Annotated in this window: 13 protein-coding genes and 1 pseudogene; 5 read left to right on the top strand and 9 right to left on the bottom strand. The window is 46.3% G+C overall.

The features are described 5' to 3' along the window. Positions 1-173 precede the first annotated feature (173 nt). The gene (locus tag MMG82_RS04450; RefSeq protein ID WP_240292651.1) at positions 174-728 is read right to left on the bottom strand and encodes a hypothetical protein; all 555 of its coding nucleotides are present in this window, start codon (positions 726-728) and stop codon (positions 174-176) included. 245 nt (positions 729-973) lie between these two features. On the opposite strand from MMG82_RS04450, the gene MMG82_RS04445 reads away from it, so the two are divergent. After that, a complete protein-coding gene (locus MMG82_RS04445) occupies positions 974-3001 on the top strand; it encodes a S9 family peptidase (protein ID WP_088586308.1) in 2028 nt (675 codons plus the stop codon). Between the two features lie 81 nt (positions 3002-3082). Here MMG82_RS04445 and MMG82_RS04440 read toward each other — a convergent pair whose 3' ends face one another. The 4 genes from MMG82_RS04440 to MMG82_RS21560 all read right to left on the bottom strand — a co-directional run bounded on the left by MMG82_RS04440 (position 3083) and on the right by MMG82_RS21560 (position 12539). Next, the gene (locus MMG82_RS04440; RefSeq protein WP_241406522.1) at positions 3083-4561 is read right to left on the bottom strand and encodes a pitrilysin family protein; all 1479 of its coding nucleotides are present in this window, start codon (positions 4559-4561) and stop codon (positions 3083-3085) included. Next, positions 4558-5889 carry a pitrilysin family protein gene (locus tag MMG82_RS04435; RefSeq protein ID WP_088586310.1) on the bottom strand — a complete coding sequence of 444 codons (1332 nt, stop codon included), beginning with the start codon at positions 5887-5889 and terminating at the stop codon, positions 4558-4560. Before MMG82_RS04435 ends, MMG82_RS04440 begins: the two co-directional genes overlap by 4 nt. A 136-nt stretch (positions 5890-6025) precedes the next feature. Continuing rightward, entirely contained in the window at positions 6026-7438 is a 1413-nt protein-coding gene (locus tag MMG82_RS04430) for an amidohydrolase (protein WP_088586311.1), read from the bottom strand. A gap of 205 nt (positions 7439-7643) precedes the next feature. Beyond that, positions 7644-12539, bottom strand: coding sequence for a S8 family serine peptidase (locus MMG82_RS21560; protein ID WP_277622151.1), 4896 nt, complete (start codon positions 12537-12539; stop codon positions 7644-7646). 280 nt (positions 12540-12819) lie between these two features. Between MMG82_RS21560 and MMG82_RS04410 the strand changes: the two genes are divergently transcribed. Next, the gene (locus MMG82_RS04410; RefSeq protein WP_050991407.1) at positions 12820-13710 is read left to right on the top strand and encodes a LysR family transcriptional regulator; all 891 of its coding nucleotides are present in this window, start codon (positions 12820-12822) and stop codon (positions 13708-13710) included. Between the two features lie 351 nt (positions 13711-14061). Here MMG82_RS04410 and MMG82_RS04405 read toward each other — a convergent pair whose 3' ends face one another. Together MMG82_RS04405 and MMG82_RS04400 are read right to left on the bottom strand one after the other, a co-directional pair. Continuing rightward, entirely contained in the window at positions 14062-14622 is a 561-nt protein-coding gene (locus tag MMG82_RS04405; protein WP_144345280.1) for a hypothetical protein, read from the bottom strand. 432 nt (positions 14623-15054) lie between these two features. Continuing rightward, positions 15055-16076 (bottom strand): annotated as a pseudogene (locus tag MMG82_RS04400) (transposase). 233 nt (positions 16077-16309) lie between these two features. Here MMG82_RS04400 and MMG82_RS04395 point away from each other — a divergent pair. Both MMG82_RS04395 and ftsZ read left to right on the top strand, forming a co-directional pair. Next, complete coding sequence (locus tag MMG82_RS04395) at positions 16310-17314, top strand: WYL domain-containing protein (RefSeq protein ID WP_069453993.1); 1005 nt, start codon at positions 16310-16312, stop codon at positions 17312-17314. A 109-nt stretch (positions 17315-17423) separates the two neighbouring features. Then, entirely contained in the window at positions 17424-18524 is a 1101-nt protein-coding gene (ftsZ, locus tag MMG82_RS04390; RefSeq protein WP_241406521.1) for a cell division protein FtsZ, read from the top strand. On the opposite strand, the gene MMG82_RS04385 is transcribed toward ftsZ, so the two are convergent. Next, on the bottom strand, positions 18521-19159 hold the full coding sequence (locus MMG82_RS04385) for a class I SAM-dependent methyltransferase (RefSeq protein WP_172591313.1): 639 nt from the start codon (positions 19157-19159) through the stop codon (positions 18521-18523). The two genes, ftsZ and MMG82_RS04385, sit on opposite strands and share 4 nt — an antisense overlap. A 66-nt stretch (positions 19160-19225) precedes the next feature. Beyond that, positions 19226-19546, bottom strand: a complete 321-nt coding sequence (locus MMG82_RS04380; RefSeq protein ID WP_235522233.1) for a hypothetical protein — start codon at positions 19544-19546, stop codon at positions 19226-19228. A gap of 315 nt (positions 19547-19861) precedes the next feature. On the opposite strand from MMG82_RS04380, the gene pdgA reads away from it, so the two are divergent. Further along, on the top strand, positions 19862-21979 hold the full coding sequence (gene pdgA, locus MMG82_RS04375; protein ID WP_088586315.1) for a diguanylate cyclase PdgA: 2118 nt from the start codon (positions 19862-19864) through the stop codon (positions 21977-21979). Positions 21980-22208: the final 229 nt, after the last annotated feature.

The raw sequence follows: 22208 nt of genomic DNA, 5'->3' as shown, positions 1-22208 counted from the left end.
TCATAACAAGGCCGTGAGGCGTAGCCCGCATGCGGGCTGGACCTCGCTACTCGGCCGCGTTTGCCAACGTTATCTCCAACGAAATTTTAATCCGAAACTCAAAAATTATAGTCAGGAATCTAACTCTTTTTTCCCAAAGTGAGTTGCGTATTGTCGAGTATGAATAAGTAGGCTTAATGAGATGGCGCAAAAGGCGTCATCTCTATGCCACGAAATAGCTGATAGCGGTCGATATCATCGTCTAAATATTGGATATTTTGCGTCCACTGCCATGCGCCTTGGGGCGATTTAGCTTCGAATAACAGTTGGATTAAGGCGGCGCGCGCATTCACGACTCCCTCGCCCAGCAAGGAATAATCGCCATTTTGTTGATATAAACTAAAGAGTTGCTGCTTTTCCTGCGAGACACCGTCGTAGTAGGTTAACAGCACTTGCTCGCCTTGCTCTCGAAACCACCATGTCTCGCTGTAGGGAGCGTGCGTACCGACACTTACGGAGAGGAGCAACTGGCGCTGATCATGGGAACAAAATCCATTGACCGTCACTTGTCTAGGGGTGTCACTTGCCTTAGCGGCATTGCCCTGCCACTGCCCCACCATTTGCGGGCAAAAGGCTTTAAAACTGACCTTAGCGGCTTGCGCAGGAAAGATAGCCAAGCAGCCCAAGGCGAGTATCAATACATTTTTGATCAATAGCTTGCCCAGTTTTTGCGGGATGATTAACGCCATATTCGAGTCCTATTTCAATCTCCCAATACATTAGCGTTAAAACACCTTAGCCACAAATACGCCATAACACTTTTCGCCATACCCAACATACCTTGCCATCAAAATGTGCTCAGTGGTTACAGTTACTTACATAAAAGTCACTCTTGCCACCGATAGACTCAGTTTGATTTCATGCTCAGTTTCTATACTTTGGGGATTAATAGCTAAAAATAACAATAACGCTCTGAATGATAAGGAGACATCTAGTGAAAAAGGCAGGCATCTTACTGCTTAGCTTACTCATGCCCTTCAGCACGGCATTTGCAGAAGCAAGCAAACCACTCTCAGTCGAATTACTTTGGCAACTCAAACGCATAGGTAGCCCAGTGGTATCCTCCACGGGCGAGCATATTATTGCGCCTGTGACTGAGTACGACCTTAAGGAAGACAAAGGTTCAACCCAACTGTGGCGCTTCGACGGTGAAGGTAAAAATAACCGTGCGATTACCGCCAAAGGCTTAAAAGTCAGCGAGCCGGTGTTTTCGCCAGATGGTAAAACCTTGGCTTTTATCAGCGAACGTAACGATGATGACGCGGGCCAAATTTACCTGTTACCTATGGATGGCCCAGGTGAAGCCAGCAAACTCACGGATATCCCCACCGGCGTCAATGGCATCAAGTGGGTTGGCAAGCATTTGTATTTTATCAGCAATATCTTCCCTGAGCAGAATTGGGAGCAAATGAAGGCCCAGCTTAAGACAGATAAAGATAATAAAGTCTCCGCCCGCCAGTGGAATGCGCTGCCCTATTCGCAGTTCGATCATTGGTTAGATGAGCGTCGTCAGGCCCATGTATTTAGGATCCCAGCCACAGGCGGCGCGGTTGAAGCCGTGACTCAGCCTTTAGGCCATGAACTGCCACGCTCAAGCCAAAGCAGCTCAAGTTATGATATTTCCCCCGATGAGAGCTTAATCGCCTTCAGCGCCTATGGTTCGGATAATCGGGTTGATCCTAAGTTAGATTTGTTCCTCGCCACCATCGGTAGCAGCAAGGCTGAAAACATCACTCCAGATAACCCAGCGCCGGATCTGAACCCAACATTTAGCCCTAACGGCAAAACCCTCGCCTTTACTCGCCAAAAAATCCCCGGATTTTATGCCGATACGGCAAGGCTAATGCTGCTGGATGTAAGCAGTCGCAAACTCACCACGCTCACCGCGGATTGGGATCGCTCAGTGTCTGACTTCAACTGGACACCCGACAGCAAGGGGTTCTATGCCAGCATTGATGATGCCGCCACTAACCGTATTTACCATATCGATGCCAAGAGCGGTAAGGCCAAGGCCATCACCCAAGCTACCGACTTTAGCCAACCTGCTATCGCTAAAGATGGCCAGTTGATTGCGACCAATCAAAGCTTTTTGTATCCAGCGCGTTTAGTCAGCATCAATCCTCGCAATGGTAAAACCGAGCGTTTAGAACAGTTTAACGACGATATTTTAAAGGATGTCGATTTAGGCACCTATGAGTCGGTCACCTACAAAGGTTACCAAGGCCAAGACATTCAAATGTGGGTGCACTATCCTCCCGGGTTCGACCGCAGCAAAAAGTATCCGCTGTTTATGTTAATCCACGGCGGCCCACACAACGCCATTAGCGATGGTTTCCATTACCGCTGGAATGCGCAAACCTTTGCCTCTTGGGGTTATGTCACCGCGTGGCCAAACTTCCACGGCTCTAGCGGCTTTGGACAAGAGTTTGCCGATGCCATTAACCCAGATTGGAAAAACAAATCCCTCGAAGACGTACTCAAAGCGGCAGACTGGTTTAAGCAACAAAGCTGGATCGATAGCGATCGTATGGTCGCCGGCGGCGCCAGTTATGGGGGCTACTTAACCTCGATTATTTTAGGCCAGCCACATCCCTTTAAGGCGCTGCTGATCCATGCCGCGGTGTACGACATGTACGCACAAATGTCGGCCGACTTTGCCGTCCACAGCACCCGCTTTGGTAACTACTGGGATAATCCTGAGCTGTATAAAGCGATTTCACCCCATTACTTTGCCGCCAACTTTAACACCCCAACCTTAGTCAGCCATGGTCAGCTCGATTACCGTGTGCCTGTCGGCCAAGGTTTTGAGCTATTCCGTACTCTACAAACCCGTAATGTTGAATCGCGGATGATTTATTTCCCCGATGAAAACCATTGGATTATGAAGCCTAACAACTCCATCTATTGGTATAACCAAGTGAAAGATTGGATGGCTCACTACGCCAAGCCCGGTGCGCAATAACATCTAGAACCTAGAACAGAAAAGCAAAAGGTCTGCACTATGCAGACCTTTTTATTGGGCGAAATAGACTAACGCCAGTGGTTATTGACCAAAACCCACCGCATTAATATCAACGGTTTGCACTTGGCCATACTTGGCCGCGATAGGCGCAATCTTGCTGGCGTTGCCGATCAGCACAAACTGTAAGTCCTTTTGCGGGAAGTAAGTTTTCACTAACCTTTGAGTCTCTTCTAAGGTTAAACCGTCCACTTTAGCTTGGAACTCGTTGATAAACTTATCATCGAAGCCGTACAGATACATGCCAGATAAGAGTCCTGCCAATTGGCCCGAGGTTTCGAACTTAGGCGGGAACTGACCTTTAACATAGGCTTTAGCCGAATCCAGAGTCGCTTGGTCGACGCCTTTTTCCCATAAACGAGCATAGGTTTTCAGGGCTAAATCAATCGCCTGTTGAGTGGTTTCCGTCTTAGTGAAGGTGCTAATGGTAAACACGCCCGAGTCGGTATAAGGACTAAAGCCGGAGCGCGCGCCATAGGTTAGCCCCGCATTCACCCGCAGCTCATCGTTCAGCCAAGAGGTAAAGCGACCACCTAAAATCGTGTTCACTACCGTTAGCCCCACATAGTCTGGGTTATCACGGCTAATGCCTAAACCGCCGATAACAAAGGTGGTTTCCATTGCATCTGGCTTATCCACCAGCAGCACTTTGGCCTCAGTTAACTTAGGCAAACCTTGGTTTAAGTCGGGCTGAACGAGTTTTTCGCTGCCTTTCCACTGGCCAAAAGTCTGAGTTAGCTTGGCCTTCATCGCCGCCACATCAAAATCCCCCACCACTGTTAATGCGGTATTGGCGGGTTGATAGTAGCTTTTATGGAAGGCGCGCAGCTGCGACACTGTGACTTGCTCAAGTGACTCACGATTACCCGATGAGGCATTACCGTAAGGATGAGCACCGAACACCAGTTTGTCGAAGTAACGACCAATCACGGCGCGCGGGCTTTCTTTATCCTGCTGTAAACCCGCAATGGCGCGCTGCTTAAGCTTGTCGAATTCTGCTGAATCAAAGTCTGGGCTTAATAGCGCGGCGCTGAATAGGCCAAGCATCACATCGGTATCTTTCGCCATAAAATCGGCGGCCAGATAGCTACCTTCTTTATCGGCTTCGGCCCCTAAGCTAGCGCCGAGAAAATCCACTTGTTGCTCAATCTCGGCCTTGGATTTACCCGCCGCGCCAAGGAGTAAACCTTGGGCGGTCATTTGGGCGATACCTGCTGTGGTGTCGTTTACCGCCCCTGCACGCACGACCGCGTTTAGGGTGATCAACGGCACTTCGCGCTGTGGCATTAAATACACTGTAAGGCCGTTATCTAGCACTAACTTGTCGTAACTTGGCATGGCAAAGCTGCCGGTATCGACGCGTTTGGATGCAGTGGTGGAGACGCAGCCGGATAAGGCTAAGCTAGTGCCTAGGGCCAATGCGACCAATAACTTCGTCGGTTGCCAAGATGATTTGACAAAGGATGATTTTACAAAGGAGAGTTTCATTGCTATCGATTTCATTGAGAGTTCTCCTCGTTTGCCGCCAATACCGCGACCGTGCGATTCGATTTGCGTAAATAGGTTTGGGCAACACGTTGGATATCCGCAGGCGTTACCTTGTTATAGGCCTCTGGCGCATTAAATAACTTGTCGTAACTGCCAAAATACATTTCATAGGTGCCGATAGTGTTGGCCTTACCATTAATGGTTTCCATCGCGCGGTAAAAATCCATCAACTTGATATTTTTAACTTTATCTAGCTCTTGCTGGCTAACGCCATGGGTCGCAATGGCATCGATTTGTTCAATCAGCCCCCGCTCTAGCGTCGATGCTTTCACCTCTGGCGTAGCTACACCCATGACGTAAAAGAGATTGGGATCGACCGACATCGGCATATAGGTTTGCGCTTCTAAGGCCACTTGTTTATCCACCAGCGCTTGATATAAACGCGAGCTATTGCCTTGGCTTAAAATCGAACTTAATAAATCCAGCGCATAAAAATCTGCGTGAGTCGCTGCCGGAATATGGTAAGCCAGCATCACATTAGGCGTACTGACCGAGGCTTTTTGAACAAAGGTACGGCGCTCACCCTTTTGCTCAGGCTCCACGGTACGCACGGCCTTTGGCGGTGTTTGCGCAGGAATAGGCGCAAAGTACTTGTCGGCCAAGGCTTTAACTTGGGCAAGCTTCACATCACCCGCAATCACCACGACCGCATTGTTTGGCGCGTAATAGGTCTTATGGTATTGCACTAAATCTTCCAAGGTCCAAGCGGCGATATCCGATTCATGACCAATCACAGACCAAGAATAGGGATGCGCTAAAAAGGCCACGCCTTTAACTTCGCCTTCGAGGGTATTCCAGTTAGAGTTTTCAAGCCCAGTTGAACGCTCCGACTGCACTACGCCACGCTCGCTTTCCACCATTTCTGGATTGATATCCAAGTTGGCGATACGATCGGCCTCGAGGTCGAACATAGTTTCTAGCGCATTGGCTGGGAACCAGTCGGTGTAAACCGTCATATCCTCTGTGGTATAGGCATTGTTAGCCCCGCCCGCAGCTTCCATCGTACGGTCGAACATCTTAGGGCCATATTTTTTCGAGCCGTTAAACATCATATGCTCGAAAAAATGTGAGATACCAGTAATGCCCGGGACTTCGTTACGGGAACCGACTTTCCAAAATAGATACATGTTGGCATTGGGAATAGAAGAGTCCTCTAGCACCATGATTTTCATGCCGTTATCTAGCGTGAAACTCTTAATGTCTTCTGCCGTGGTGGCCTGAGCTTGGCTCAAGGGATTAAAGAGTCCCATCGCCAATACCAGCGCCGATAGCGTGCGCTTCATCTTGTTCGCTCCTTGCTGTAAAAATTCACATAAGAGGGCATATTGATTAACAAATCAAGGGCGAAAAGATCTTCCCGCCCAATTTTTTGTAAGCTCAAGTTATACCGAAAAGCTGACGGAATAAGGCTTAAGCGGTTTATTGCGCCTTAAGTGCCGTAAGCGCAACCTTAGTCATGGCCTCAACACCAACTTTTAACGCGCTTTCATCCACATAAAATGCTGGCGAATGGTTACTGGCCGCCGTTTCAGGATCGGTGCCCTTTGGCGTCACCCCGAGGAAGAAAAACATCCCAGGGGACTCTAAGGCATAGAAGGAAAAGTCCTCGGCACCTGTGATTAATCCAGGCTCAATCAGCATCTTATCGCCAACCACGCTGGCAAGCACGGGGCGCATACTGGCGACCAATTCGGGATTGTTCACCACCACGGGATAACCTTGATGGATTTCGGTTGTCGCGGTGGCGCCTAAGGTTTTTGCCGATAACTCGGCGATTTCGGCCAAGCGCACCTTAATATCGGCACGCATAGGCTGGTCAAAGGTGCGGATGGTGCCAATCAACTCGACTTCATCAGGAATAATATTCGAGCGAATGCCGCCATTGACCGCGCCAAAACTCACCACGGCAGGCGCTTTGGTAATATCCACCTGACGACTGACAATAGTTTGCACATTGGTAATAATTTGCGCCGCGGCCACAATAGGGTCGACACCATTCCACGGACGCGAGCCATGGGTTTGGCGACCTTTCACTTTGATCGTAAAGGAATCTTCACTCGCCATTGCTGGGCCGCTGCGCACCCCAATCATGCCGCTTGGCATACTCGAGGTCACATGCATCCCAAACACTTGGTCGGGTTTACGCTTGGCAAACAGCCCTTGTTTGAGCATTAATTCCGCGCCGCCCTCTTCGCCATCGGGCGCACCTTCTTCAGCAGGCTGGAAGATAAACATCACATCGCCGGCAAGGCTATCCTTCACTTTCACTAAGTTCTCGGCCACGCCCATCAGCATGGCCACATGGGTATCGTGGCCGCAGGCATGCATCACCCCTACGGTTTGACCGCGATAGGTATCTGTCGCTTTAGAGGCAAAGGGCACATCGACGACTTCGGTCACGGGCAAGGCATCCATATCAGCGCGGATCGCAATCAAAGGGCCGGGCTTACCGCCCTTTAACTTTTCGCCTTTCAAGATAGCAACAACCCCGGTATGGGCGATGCCCGTTTGTACTTCTAATCCGAGGGATTTCAGATGCTTTTCGATAATTTTGCTGGTGCGAAACTCGCGATTAGATAACTCAGGATGCTGGTGTAAATCTCGGCGCCAGTCGAGCACCTTTTGCTCCACACCCGCCGCCAGCTTAGCCGCATCGGGCTGCGCCGCATAGGCAGAACTTAAGCCTACACCCATTAAACTCAAAGTGACGATGGAAGCCAGTAAGCTCTTGGCCAATTTTGATGTACTCACACCGAATGAACTCACATAAGGTGCAAAGGATGTGGCGACAGAAGATGTTGATAAAGCGCGCGATACCGAGGATACAGTCATAGCGATAACCTATTGTTGTTTTTATAAGCTATCTAAACTACACGGACATTGAGAAATTGTTAATAGATTTAATAGCAAGGCTTGTAACGAAGAATTAATGTGGGATAAACACATCATTTATGGCCGATGACAATCCACACTTGGACGCATAAAAAAGGGCCTCCGTTAGAAGGCCCAAAGACAAGGTACTACTTAAAGGTGAAGTTTACTTATTAACATTCCATTTTTGACGTGATGCGGCCATCAAGCCAAGCATCAGGACAGCAAGCCAGCCCAAGCTACCGCCATCGCTCTCTTTAGTCTCTTCAACAGGTGGTGTTGGAGGTGTTGGTGGCGTTGGCTCCACACCATCAGAGTTCACGACTAAGTTGAAGCTCGTTTGCACCATGTCATTTTGATAAACCTTATCAAAGGCTTTCACTGTGACAGTGGTTGTACCGTGCCAATCTTTTTCGGGAGTGATGGTGACTTGGTTACCATTAACAACTGAGGTGATATGCGCGCCTGTGACTTGGATACCATTAGCGGTATTTTCTTTGTCTTGCACTAGCACCTCAAAACTGATGCTGGTGTTTTCAGCAACAGACATATTGCCGAGTGCACCTATCGCAAGGTTTGAAGGTACTTTGAGGCTTCCGCTAGAGGTCACACTACTGCTGCCAGTGTAATCACTTTTAGCAATAATCTGCAGATCTTGACCTACCGCTTTAGCACCAACACGGGCTGAGAATGATAGTTCGATTGCTGTCGCTTCAGGCCCAGTGTAGTTAGCACAGACCACTAAGCCTTCTGCAATTTTCTTATCCAGATCGTTAAAGGCAAAGCCATCACCGATATAACCATACGCAGGGCCAAAGGTGCCACGTGGTCCATAGTAACCATGTAAACCAATTGAGCCTAAATGCGCTTTGTTACCGGTTAATTTGTCATAGGCAAAAATAAACTCATGTTCACCAGGGGCAAAATTAAGCTGAGTTGAGGCTAATAGCTCAAAACTGTAACGGGCATCGTAATCAGGATCATGGTTAATACCAAAGGCAAAATCCTGACGCATATTATCCCATTCAACAATCAGATAACGTCGGTCATTGGTAACAGCAAGCGATACGCCGTCCATGCTTTCGGTATCCAAATTATATTCAGGGATGGTAACACCATCTCCACGCCATAACGGAGCAATCACAGTATCGGGGAAATATTGCTCTTCCATTGGATAGTGAGCAGCCCAAAACAGTGGCAGTTGATCGAGCTGAATAAATCCACCAGGAGAAATACTTAAGGTATCTTTGTGTGAATACTCCTCTGGATTGTTATACAGCGGGATACGATCAATACCAAATGCGCTTAATGGCACAGTTACCGTATCATTCACCCGACCAGCAATTGCCGCTTCAGACGCGATTCCAGCCTCGGTAAATAAATCCAAATAATAAGGATTTGAACCGATGGGAATTCGACAGCTCTCGTCGGTCTCGCTGGTGGTAAAGGTGTATTGACGTTTTTGCGCATTACTCGCTTGTTGCATCGCTTTCAGAGTAATTTGCTGCGCAGCAACAGTGAGACCAGCTTTAAGATCTTGGTTATTGCTGTTCGCTTTTAGCGTGTCAGGCAATAATTGCAAACCTTCAGGCAGTGTTAAGGCAATATTCACATCGCGCTCTAATCCGAGTAGGTTTGGTGCCATCAGCATCTTAACCTCAACAACATCGCCTTCTTTGGCTTGTTGTTGGCTGGTCGTGATACTGACATCATTGCCCTCATGTACTAAATGCACGGCCATTTTGCCAATGTTGCCAACGTTTTGCGCACCATTACCGACTTCAACCAAGCCGTATAAGCGATCACCCGCTTTACTGCCTGTGACAGACCAGTTCATTTGCAATTGGTAAGGATCGATACCATTGGTACTTGCTGGCCCTGTTACATTCAGTTGCTTAGTATCAGTGTCGGAGATAATCGCCAGACTCGCTTTAATGCTGTCTTTGGTATCAATCTCGTCTCCCCATGGGCGCTTAAAGTTACCTAACATCACCCAGTAACGGCCTGGCGTTGGATCATTGATCGCGCAATAGTCGGTAACATCGGTATAGGAGTAACAAATCGCCTCGTCATACCATTCCACTTTGCCGTTGCTATTCAAGTCCATACCAATATCTAAAGACGTTGATGCGGCATTATCTGCAGAGACTTCTTCCCATACGATGCGGCGAGTGCCTTCTGGTACGTCAAAGAAATGCACCGAAACACCCGGATTATTTTCCATTGTTTCAGGCTTTGTAAAGTCAACATAGGCGGCATTAAGTTTGTGCTCTGTGACTGTACCTGCGGTTAAGCCACTCACTTTGACATTCAGCGCGCTGATTTCTTTGGTCATTAACTCTGGTGTCAACATAGTGCCAGTATCGCGGTGGATTTTTCCTGCGACAATTTCAGGCAAGCTAGAGCCAGTAAAACGTGCCATTACGGGCAAGTATTGATCTGGCAAACTGGCATCCGTCGGTTTCAGGTCAATTTTACCAAACACTTCGTTTGAGGAAGAGTTAGCGTTGACAGAGGTTACATCGAGGATTTTCGCCGTTACCATAATACTTTGCTGCTCACCCGCTTTTAACTTAATCGTTTGCGGATAAACACTTAGCTCAAGGAAAGGCGCGCCTTCTGTGGTAATTTCGGTCGCACTCACGTTCCACTCACCGTCTGTCGTGGCAGTAAAGGTACGCATCCAAGTGCAGCTACTTTTACATTCCGCATTGACTAAATAAGGCACGTTTAACGCGGTCACATCGCCACCTTCCATGGGGTTGGCTGCGCGATAATTGTCACCGTTTTCATCCATCACCAGACCCGCTTTTACCGCTCTGGCTACGTTAATCACTCCGCTACCCATATCGTAGAAAGCTGCATCCACTAATTTTGGCGGATTATCGTAGGTTGGAGCTTTACCTAACACGGCGGTGGTCATCAGTGCCGACTGGATCATCGCAGGCGTCCATTGTGGGTGCGCTTGGGTTAATAACGCTAAAGCGCCCGCCACATGTGGACCTGCCATAGAAGTACCACTAATGGCTTCATAATCACTCGGTGAGGGATACAAGCTAAAAGGCATTTCGTCAGAATAAGCAGCAAACACGTCCACCCCGGGGGCTGACACGTTTGGCACCATTACATTGGGGTTAGTGCTACTTGGACCACGGGAGGAGAAGTCAGCTAACACATCGGCTTCGCGCTCAGTGGTGATAATCTTACCCGCAGTGATGGTGACTTTAGGCTCTGTGGTGTTGGCAATCCATTCAACAAGCTGATTGCCTGATGCCGCGTCGATGTGCATTCCAGGGATAGGGAAAGGGTTTAAATTTAGGCTATTCGCGCCAGTACCATCGTCCCAAGATACGGCGTTATATAAAATAATCCCACCTGCACCGCCCGCAGCAACGTTAACACCTTTCTGTACGCGAGCATTTTCACCGCGCTTACATAACACGATATCATCGCTATTGAATGTGCCAGCTGGGAAAGGAGCCAAGCACAGTGGATCACTATAGGTTGCGGCATCAACTAAACGGCCAGTGATATCTCCCGTTACGGCATAACCTGCCATTTTATTAGGTGCGTTTTCACCTGCAAAAGTGAGCGAGCCTTCAACAGGTTCAATTTGGCGACCATGGGTACTGGCAGCAACGGATGTTAACCAAGGCGAGACATGGTCGATATAACCAGGGCCATAGCGTCCCCAGTTACCCGCCGAAGCGGCAACAGAGATCCCCGATTCACGCGCAGCTAAAAACGCCATTTCAACGGCATCGTACCAAGGCAGACTTTCAAGTCCACCGATAGAGAAGTTAATCACATCGACGCCGTCGATAATGGCATCTTCAATAGCAGCGACTAATGCATCGCCAGGACAACCACCGTAGTTTTCGCCATACGAACCACCACCGGGATAACACACTTGGTAGGCTATAATGTTGGCTCTTGGGGCAACGCCAGAAATTTCGGGGAAGACTAAAGAGGTATCAAAACCATCTGATTTTTCATCAGTTCCACTCAGTTTAAAGGGCACATTGTAGAGCACGTTACCCGCAACGGTACTGGCAGTATGTGAACCATGGCCGTTGTAATCTTCACCATTGGGCGGGCGTTTATAATCCACTTCCCACGGTGGCAGATCGGGTTGGAAAATCGGATCTTTATAGGTATCGGTAATCATATCGTAAGAACGTACACCGATAAGCTTACTGTTACACATCAAAGGATATTCTTGGCAGTCGCCCAGATAATTGCCTTCGCCTAATGGGTTGACGTGCTTATAACCGTCTGCCGAAACTGCGGCAAAAGACGGGTGATCTGAGTTAATCCCAGTGTCGATAATACCGGCAATAATGCCCTCACCACGCATCGCAACGCCGTCGGGAGTGCTCGTGCCCTGCCAAATCATATCAGCGCCAATATGCTTAGGGCCGACATCGGTGAATAATTGATATTCCTTCGCCCGAGTCACCGCTTTAACATTGGGCAGCTTAGCTACTTCAGCGGCTTGCTCCTGGGTTAACACCATGGTCATACCGTTTAGTGCCACATTAAAGCGACGCTTTATTTCAGCATCTGGCGCAACACGCTTGATTTGGCTAGCGGTTTCATTCTGAGAGCGCGTTAAAAAAGCTTGGTAGTTTTTAACGGTTTTGCTCTTTAAATCGATTGTCCCAAAACGCTCATTAGAACGTATTGCGGGCTGATTGCTACGAGGCGACGTGGCGGCAAACTCAGGTCTATCACCCTGATAAAGTGAAACAGGAGCATCCATTAATTGAATAATATAGGTATGCGTTCCATCAATGTCCTTTTCCCATGCAAATGGCGCCTTATTGCTACTCCCATTTACAGCGCGATGGACGTTCATACCAATTTGACCCGGTCTATTAGCGCGATTCAAAGCCGGATGGGTTGGTTTATTTTTATTGGCTAATATTTGTTCGGGTGCCAGCTTGATACCAATAAGTTTTTGCTCGGCTTGGTTCCTATCTAAAGGATTGGCAACTAACGTCCCTATTCCGGTCGCATATAGCGCCGCAAAGGTCATTATGCTGATCTTCTTCAATTTCATTACTCATTCCTTGTTAGATTTATGTTGCAAATTTGTTATTTGCAGAATGAATAGTTACCGTCAGCAATACTTTAAAGCCAATGCATTTTACGTATCAGTTGATGACAAAAAACTATACGAGAACAGCGCCAAATAATTAAAAAATCAAAACAAACACTTACTCATAATTGTTAATTATTCATATGAAGATAAAGATACAAATTGTCACCAACGTCTACTTGTCGATACTGAGCCACAAGGGTATGTTGCACACATGTTGTAATTACTTGACAAATAACTTGTGATTGAGTTTAAGCATCTTAAAAATTTCCAGATTTTAGCCAAAGAGCGTAATTTTCAAAAAGCTGCCCAAAAATTAAATCTTGCTCAACCTTCATTAAGCCGAAGCATTCAACGACTCGAACATATACTGGGTACAGAGCTGTTGCTGAGGGGAAATCAATCAACTTCTTTAACCCCTGCTGGGGAGCTCGTTCTCAGCCATAGTCAGCATATTTTGCAAAACGTCGAAGCCCTTCGAAAAGAATTACACTATATGCAGGGTAAGAGCAGTGGCTATTTATCAATAGGTGCAAGCCCTGTACCGGCAAATACCATTCTAGGGCCGATTCTCGGACGTTTTTTTGAGCAATACCCAGACATTCATATCGATCTCGAAGTTGGTACCTGGCAACAACAACTGGAAAAATTGCTACGCGGAGAACTCACACTATTAATTACTGATGTTGAAGGTGAGATTATTGGCCACGAAAGCTCGATACAATCCTTTAATTTACCTTCTTTTGAAGCGGTTTTTTGTACCAGAGCTGGACATCCGTTGACGTATTTAGATCGCTTAACCCTAGAAGATATTCGTAAATATCCACTCGCCATACCCAAAAACTTACCTTATGGCGTCAGTGAACAATTTGGCGATCTGTTTAATAAATATCGCAATGACTTTTCGGGATTATTACATTACGACTCTTTCCCGCCGATAAAAGGCGCCCTATTACACTCTCAAATTGTCGCATTAACACCACAAATCACCTTATTTGATGATGATATTAAGCATGCGGTACGAGTAATAACCCCCATCGATATGCCTAAACTAAACGTATTTTTTAGTGTGGTAATGCTTAAAAACCAAATCAGTGCTCCCGCAAAACGCCTTTTAAGTTTGCTACTTTAAGTGATATTTGGATTTACTACGGAAGATATAGCGCCACTGACATTAAAATGAGTATAAAAATGAGTATAAAAATGAGCATTCAAAACAAGATAACTCTCGATTAAGCTATAGATAATTTTTAGCCATTCATTCTGTCAAATATGGTTTATTAACCTTGGCATTTATTACGAATGCAGAATTAGTTACGCTCAGTTAAATGATCAGACAACGAGGAATAGATATCCTTACCGGACAAGATTTTGGACAAAAGCGTGATAGACCCCTTGCTCTAACTCGTCAGTTTCGGATTAAAATTTCTATGGAGATAACTTCTAATTGCGGGCCGCGTAGCTGTCCCACAATAATTATTTGTTAGGTTTGTAATTGTTTGAGCATATTTAAAGTTGACTCACTAAATATGCCATCTTCAAGTTGCGTTGTTGTTAGACTGAAATATCGCAACACATCGTAATATGTTTCTCTAATTTGATGAATCAATTCTTTTAATTCATCAGGTGTTATTGCATTGCTTTTGAACACAGAATTCTCGGAGTGCGACAAATCAGAATGAGCAATCGTTTTACTACGAATATCTAATATTTTTTTGACTAGATTGGCGTGAGGTTTCAACTGGGCTTCAATAGTTTTAACTAATTCAGCGTGACCAAATAATCTTAAATTTTCTTTGAGAGAAGCGATACTTGATGAACGTGAATCAGAATCAAATACTCTTCCAAAAGCTAAATACATTGTTATTCCATGGGCTTCATATGATGCATGTAAAAAGTGATTAAATCGTTGTGATGCAAACTGATCTTTAAACTGTATCCTATTCTGAGAATACCCAAGTTCCCACCATATTTCATAGTGACGCATAGATTCATCTATAGATATTTTTAGATCATTAAGTATTTTTAAAGTTTGATTATTCATGGCATCAAAAAACCTAACGCCCGCATTTGCGGCTGGTTTGGAGCGCAGCGGAAAGCCAGTCCGACAACATGCGCTTGTTAAGATACATTGGCACGCCCTGCCTCGTCTAATTTCTTTAAGGCAAACTCACCCCTTTCAGATACAGCGTGTGAGCTATCTAAAGCAAAGCGCTCGGCGAACACTCTGGCTTTTACACCCAGATAAAAATAAGTCGGCCACCCATTTTAAATCAAAAACATAATACACTTTTAGGTTACCTACAACCCGTTCTGGCTCAAATGGTTTGAACAAGAGCTATCAAACGTGGCTAGGACTGAATCTGAGGCAATAAATTGAGCTAATTCATTCAAAAATGGTGCATTTCAGGCATGGCAAGCCATCCCATAGTGATTGAGAGATATTAGGCGATAATTATTTTCGAAGTGATATAGATCAGTTGCAATGAAAGTGCTGGCAGCTTGATGCAAAGTGCCGTCGTCGCTTTTCGAGATGTTCGCAATAATCGGTTAGTGCTTGCAAGGTGCCCACGGGACCGTAAAATAGCTTGCCAAACTCGGTGGTCAGTTTGAGCCAGTTCTTATGGGGGATATTTAATCTGGTCAGTAACTTACCGCTACTTTCACTGATGCTTCCACGTTTATCGTTGCGAATAATTCGGCCTGTATCATCCACCAATTGAAGGTAATCGGTTAAGGAAAACGCAATGCCATTGGGTTGGTTGTCGCACTCGTTACCAATAAATGGCAGGAGATTGCTCGGCTGCTCACCTTTTAATGCGGCCCGAATACGTAGTTGGATACTGGTATGGTCGGATTGTTCTGGCGTATCAGCGAGTTGCGCTCTAATGGGACTTTCTTTTAACAAAGAGTAATCAACGTAAGTCATACAGGCTAATACCGCAGCTTCATCGAGTAGGGCTTGAGTCTCCATAAAATAAATAGATAAACCGACCTTCCCAGAACCTGCCAGTGCAGTTATCTTCTTGATTTGCTTGCCTTGCAATCGGTTCATTCAAACAGCGCATAAACCATGAAATATCACACAAACGACTGCGATAAAGGGCAATTGAATGCTTTAATCTGTTGACCTCATAGGCTTCAACTAACTCACCTTTTACGAATTTTTGCGTTAATTCATCGCCCTTAAACAACTTATGCCACTGCTCAAGGACTTCGCGGTCAGTCCAGCAATTGACAGTCTCGATATCCACCCGCAACACCAGATGCAGATGATTCGACATCACCGCAAATGCTGCGATATCGATGGCAAAAACCGCTTCAAGTTCAAATAATAATGACTCCACCCAAGCGCGGCGATGGTCATAGTTTTTACCCGAGTAACTATCATCGCCACATAAAAAAGCCCGCCGAACAACGCGGCTACAGCAATGGTAATAGGGACTGATGTTAAGGTGAGAGTTCAAGACTTATCTGAGTTCTACGAGGGCGCGGCATACAAACCTCCTTGTTTAATGCTTAACCAAAGCATAGTCGGAGATTAACTACCGCTCGATTAAGGTTGGGTGTCCGATTGCCTCGATTAGACGATTCAGCTTCACTGCTTTTAACTCTCCATCACCTTTTAAACATCATTTATAGGCGAAAGCTCAATAGCTACGACAGCTTTTGTCGCTGCTATTGATTAATATACGGATATTCGAGCCTAAGCCTATAACTTATCAATTTACATGCAGCCTAATTTTCAGCGTCAAGTGACCTTACTCAGCTTAATCCCGCGTGCTCCGCGCAAAATTTCGGTGAATGAATTAGTCGAGAGACTAGCAAACCGCACGCAAGATATCAGTAAGCGTTCAGTGCAGCGAGACCTCAAGGCGATGTATGAAATGGGCACCTTTGGCTTGCGCCTCGATGACAGAAACAAGCCCTATGGTTGGTCAATTGAATCTTGCTGGCGTGGCCTTAATCTGGAGTTAATGGATCAACATATGGCGCTGGCATTAACCACCTTAAAGCGAAGTGCCAGCCAGTTGATGCCGCCACAAAGCTTGCAACAACTGCAACCCTATTTCGAACGGGCCGACCAAGTGCTGGCTAGCGATCCTGAGAATCCTTGGCTTTATTGGGCTTGCCGAGTTGCACAGCTCCCAGAGCCTTATCCCTTTATCCTGCCGCAGCACGAACCTAAATCCCTAGAGGTAATACAACAGGCGATTTTGGATAAAAAGCAAATTAGCTGCGATATAAAAAAACGGATCAATGGCAAAATGCATTGGCTGCATTACAACCCAATCAATCCACAGGGAATTTTAATCCGTGACGGTGTAGCACTGCTCGCCTTTACGATTGGCAGTTTTGATAAACGCCGCCATCATAAACCAATAGGTTTACTGCGTGATGCACAGTTACTCTCAACTCCTGCGGTGGCGAGTACAGATTTCGATATTAATAAAACCGCCCAAGGTCTAAGTGGTGAAAAAATTCACCTCGAATTACTGTTCGCCGATCGGGCAAGTTTTATCATGCGTGAAGCTAAATTTAGTGAAAACCAAACCATGCAATTACGTGAGGATGGCCGCTTTTATGTAACGGCTGAGGTCAATGACACCCCAAAACTTCGCGCGGCGCTATGGGAAATGGCCGACACCGTTGAGGTATTAGCCCCAGAAAAACTACGGGAGCATTTTGCAGCCCTAAGCCAAAAAATGTATGCCAAATATCTTTCTTCAGTTTAAGTGTTTGATGCGACAAGTCTAGTCGCTACTCAAGGTTAGCTTTAAGAGATAACAGCTAATCGAGAGAATCACCATGTTTGAACTTATCAGTGAAGGATCCGCTAGCACTATGCCCAAATTAACCGTGTTGGGTGTAGGAGGCTGCGGCTGCAATACCATTAATCAACTCAGCCACGCCAATCTGCCGCCAAGCGTCGAACTCGTCTCAGTAAATACCGACGCGCAAGCCATGGCGGCCACCAGCAGCCACGCCCGCATTCAAATTGGCCCGCAAACCACCAGAGGCTTAGGCGCTGGCGCTAAACCCGATGTCGGTTGTGCAGCTGCGATTGAATCGGCCCAGGAATTAAGTCAGCAAATGCAGCACGCGGATATTGTATTTTTGACTGCGGGTTTAGGTGGCGGAACGGGCACTGGTGCACTTCCACAGGTCGCAAGACTCGCCCGAGAACTATTGAAACCCGTTATCGCCGTCGTCACTACGCCCTTTAGTTTTGAGGGGCAACATAGAGCAGCCAATGCCGAGGCGGGATTACAAGCATTATTGGAAAGTGCCAATGCTGTTATCGTACTCCCCAATGACAAGCTTGCCGAGGTGCTCGGGGCCAAAGTCACCTTGCTTAACGCCTTTAAGGAGAGCAATAAAATTTTGCAAGATGTACTGCTTGGGCTTGCCACTACCATCAGCCAAGCTGGGCTTATCAATATTGATTTAAATGATTTTATTTCCGTCATCAGTCGCCAAGGCCGTGCGGCCATGGGCGTGAGTAACCTTAAGGCGGATGACGATCTAGTCTCAGCCGTTAAACGCGCCATGCAACATCCCCTGCTCGATAATATCCAGCTAAATCAAGCGCAAGCTGCGATTGTCAGTGTGGTAGCCAAAGACACCATCGAACTCAGTCAATACAACCAAATCGGTGCGACAGTGCATGAGCAATTACCCAAGGATGCGCTTGTTATTATTGGGCTTACCATAGATCCTGAACTCGAGTCAGAGCTCGAAATCATGGTGATTGCAACGGGAATTGGATTAGAGCAGACAGCAAAACCAGACCCGGCACAGATTGTTGATGATAGCTACATCAATGTGCATGATTTTATTAAACGTCCAGCCCTACCCATACCCGAACCAGCACAATCGAAGTTTGATTTAGATAAGTTGCAAATCCCAACTTATCTGCGGCAGCAAAAGCCTCCGACGCATTAGTGGGCTTGATGCAAAAACACCACGTCTTTATCTATCACTTCGAGCCGCCAACCATAATGCTCGGCAAGCCACTGAAAAGTGACTTCGGAGTAAAAGTTAATATGAGTGGGATCATTTTTATAATGCCAAGTGCTAAATGCCGTGGGATTAAGCACTCGCTTGGTCATCACGGCTAAAATGCCCTTGGGTTTGAGCATCCCCTTTAACTGAGTCAGCAAAGCATCGGCATCACTTACGTGCTCAATCACTTCGGTAAGGGTAATAAAATCGTATTGGCGAGTCAGTAACTCGGGGTGGTTAGCGTAATAAAGATCGTAGTTCTCGACCCGATAACCCCGCGCTTTGGCCATCAGACTTAAGACTTTGCCTTCACCACAACCAAAATCGAGCCCTAACGCCGATGGAGTAAAGCGGGTCAACAAAGGAGCGAGGGTTCTATCTAAAAACTGCTGATAACCGAGGTCCTGTGGATGATTTTCGTGCTTGTCATATTCGGCTTTTTCGGCTTCAGAGCTTAGATAAAACTCGGCGGGGACACTCACCAAAGCACAGCGCTGGCATTGTTGGTAACAACGACGTTTATCTTGATGATAAGCCACTAAATCGGTGCTATGGCACAGCGGACAGGTATTCAACAGCAGTTCCTAAAAAGTCGTAAGGCAAACGGCAGAGATTGCCTTTAAATAGATCGCGATTAACAGCTAAGGTTTAGGGATTTTACGCTCTTTGGCCGCCGCTTCCTTGGCTTCTTGCAGATATTTTTGCTCACGGCTTTCCCTTTCATCAAATTGCTTTTGCGCCTTGAGCTTTTGTTGCACTTCCCAATCCTGCGGATTGGTTTGCTGTTTTATTGTTTCTTCCCGTGCTGAGGTTGTTTTGGCTGCTTGGCGCGCCTTTTCAAGTTGCAGTTGTTCAATCCGCTCAGAGTCGATACGCGCCTTATCAGCCCTTTGCTCCAAGGTTAACCGAGGTTTGGGTTGTTCAGCAGCATTTACCGCGGAGAACACCGCGGCGAGACACATACCTAAAACGATAGTTTTGACTAGTCTTTGCATCTTACACCTTCTCTAGAGTCCTTAATTCACAAATGGCCAGGCCAAACTGAGCCTGCATGGCAAAACATAGCATAAAACATTATTTTGCCGTGATGAGTTAGCATGATTTTCGCTGAAGTAAATCAAATGAACCTATCTTAAACTGTTATTTTTTAATTTATATTTGAGCAAAACATCGATTCGGTTTATTTTTAACCCCATATGAATGATGTACGATTTGATATAAACAAAAACTAAGGGAAAGGATGTGACCTTAATCTGTGTCACCGAGGGAGTATCCTAATGATTCGATGGCAGCACTTGCTAAATAAACTCACAACAGATGATCCGCTGTTGCAAGAGAAACTCTCTATTTGGCGAGCCCATCCCCATAAAACACCCCTCGCACTGATCCAAGGCTTTAGTTTTATTAGCGCAAACAGTGCCACCTTAGACTACTTTGGTACTGAATATGACACCTTTGTCAATGCCACACCTTATGATTTTTCCCCTAGAATTCAATCATCTGGGCGTAACAGTGTTGAATTTGCGCGGGAGATGATCCTTGAAGCCGTCTCGGGGGTTAATGTCGAATTCAGTTGGCTCCACCTTAATCATCAAGGGAATGAACTGCCCACCCGAGTAAACCTCTATCGTTGTTATTTACAGCAACAACCTGTTGTACTGGTCGAGTTACAAGCATTAAACCGTAGAACTCAAGTCAGGCCAGCGATTGCCGATGGTTTTGCCCATATCCCGAAAGAAATCCTCTCGACGACCTTGGAAGAAAGTGCCGAGGCCGTTTATATCACCGACACCGACAATAAGGTATTGGCGGTCAATAAGGCGATGTGTCGTATTTGTGGCTATAGCGCGGAACAATTAATCAATAAAACGCCCGATTTTTTAGAAGCCAACCCGCTTAATCTCAGTGAACAAAGCGAGTGTTTGCAAGCCTTAAAACAGCGCGGGTTTTGGCAGGGTGAAGCCTTAAAACAACGCTCAGATGGCAGCACGTTTCCCGCATGGCAGAGTAGTCGGCGCATCGCTGCGGATGGCATTCAATATCATGTGAATATCTTTAGTGATATCAGCACCAAAAAGCTGCTCGAGACGCAACTGACCACCCGCGCCATGTATGATACGTTAACGGGGTTGCCAAATCGTTTTCATCTTAAACAGATACTGAATGGCGCACTTGAGAAATTAAAAGACGATCCTCTCGCCCTCGGCGCACTGATGTTTTTAGACCTCAACGGCTTTAAAAATATCAATGACAGCTTTGGCCATTCAATGGGCGATAGAGTATTACAACTCGTTGCCGCCCGTTTAGAAGCGGGTTGTATCGAAAAAGCGGATATTGCCCGTATGGGTGGGGATGAATTTACCTTAGTGCTACAAGATTGTAGTTGTAAGGAAGAAATCCAAGAGTTCGCAGAGCAAATTTTAAGTTTATTCGACAGTCCGTTCGAAATCGAAGGGCAAAAGTTTTTCCTCGGTACCAGTATTGGTATCGCGCTGTTTCCTACACACGGTGATCAGGCTGGCCAACTGATTAGTTTGGCCGACACCGCCATGTATTGCGCAAAGAAGAACCAGCCTCATTTAGTGTTTTATGATAAAGCGATGAGCCAAGCCGCTGAGCTTAAATTAAAACTCATCAATAATCTCAGGCATGCCCACAGTTTAAAGCAGTTTAAACTCGCCTATCAGGCCATTGTGGATTTGCACACCAACACCCCCATTGGTGCTGAGGCACTACTGCGCTGGCAAAAGTCTCCCAGCGAACATTATGAGGCAGCTGAGTTTGTGCCTTTATTGGAGGAAACGGGGCTCATTGTCAGCATAGGACAATGGGTACTCGAACAAGCCTGCAAGCAAGCATCACTATGGCGCGCACAATATCAGCCCGATTTTAAGATTTCGGTTAACGTCTCTCCGTTGCAATTAGAGCATGTAGACTTTGTCGGCCAAGTCGTCAGTGCGCTGGAAATGGTCGCCCTACCCGCTGAAGCCTTAATTTTAGAAATCACTGAATCTGCACTGCTACGCCAACCAGAACAGGCTCGCTATACGCTAGAACGTATTAAAGCCTTAGGTGTAGGCATTGCCATTGATGACTTTGGTACTGGCCTTTCTTCTTTAAGCCGCTTAGGTACCTTGCCCATTGATAGTGTCAAGATTGATGCTGAGTTTGTTCTACGTTTGAATGATGTATCAGGCCAAAAACTCTGCCATGCCATTGTGCAATTAGCACAGGCGCTCAACATTCACTTTGTGGCGGAAGGCATTGAGACACAACAACAAAAAGACATTATTACCCATATGGGACAAGGCTTTGCCCAAGGCTTTTTATTTGGTTATCCAAGTTATGTTGAGCAGTTTACTCAGTCCTATTTAGCCGAGAAATACATTGCTTAAATAGAGACGATTAAAGGCGCTTAAACACAGTGACTGATTGTTTATTAAGATAATATGGATTGGCTATCGATAGGCTCGATAGCCCTGCCAGCACACCATAAAATATGGAATCACTCCCCTGCAAAGCAATTGGCTGGCAAAGCTATCTCATCATTTGCCGTGCAAATGAATCGTCACTATTAAACCTTGTTTTACGTTACGTTAGCGTGATCTGAATAAGATTTTAACT

Origin of the sequence: Shewanella sp. MM_2022_3 (assembly GCF_022557375.1) — a bacterium.
In the GTDB taxonomy this organism is placed as follows: Bacteria; Pseudomonadota; Gammaproteobacteria; order Enterobacterales; family Shewanellaceae; genus Shewanella; species Shewanella xiamenensis.
The sequence above is the reverse complement of the archived record's forward strand: the minus strand, read 5'-3'. Positions and strand labels throughout refer to the sequence as shown.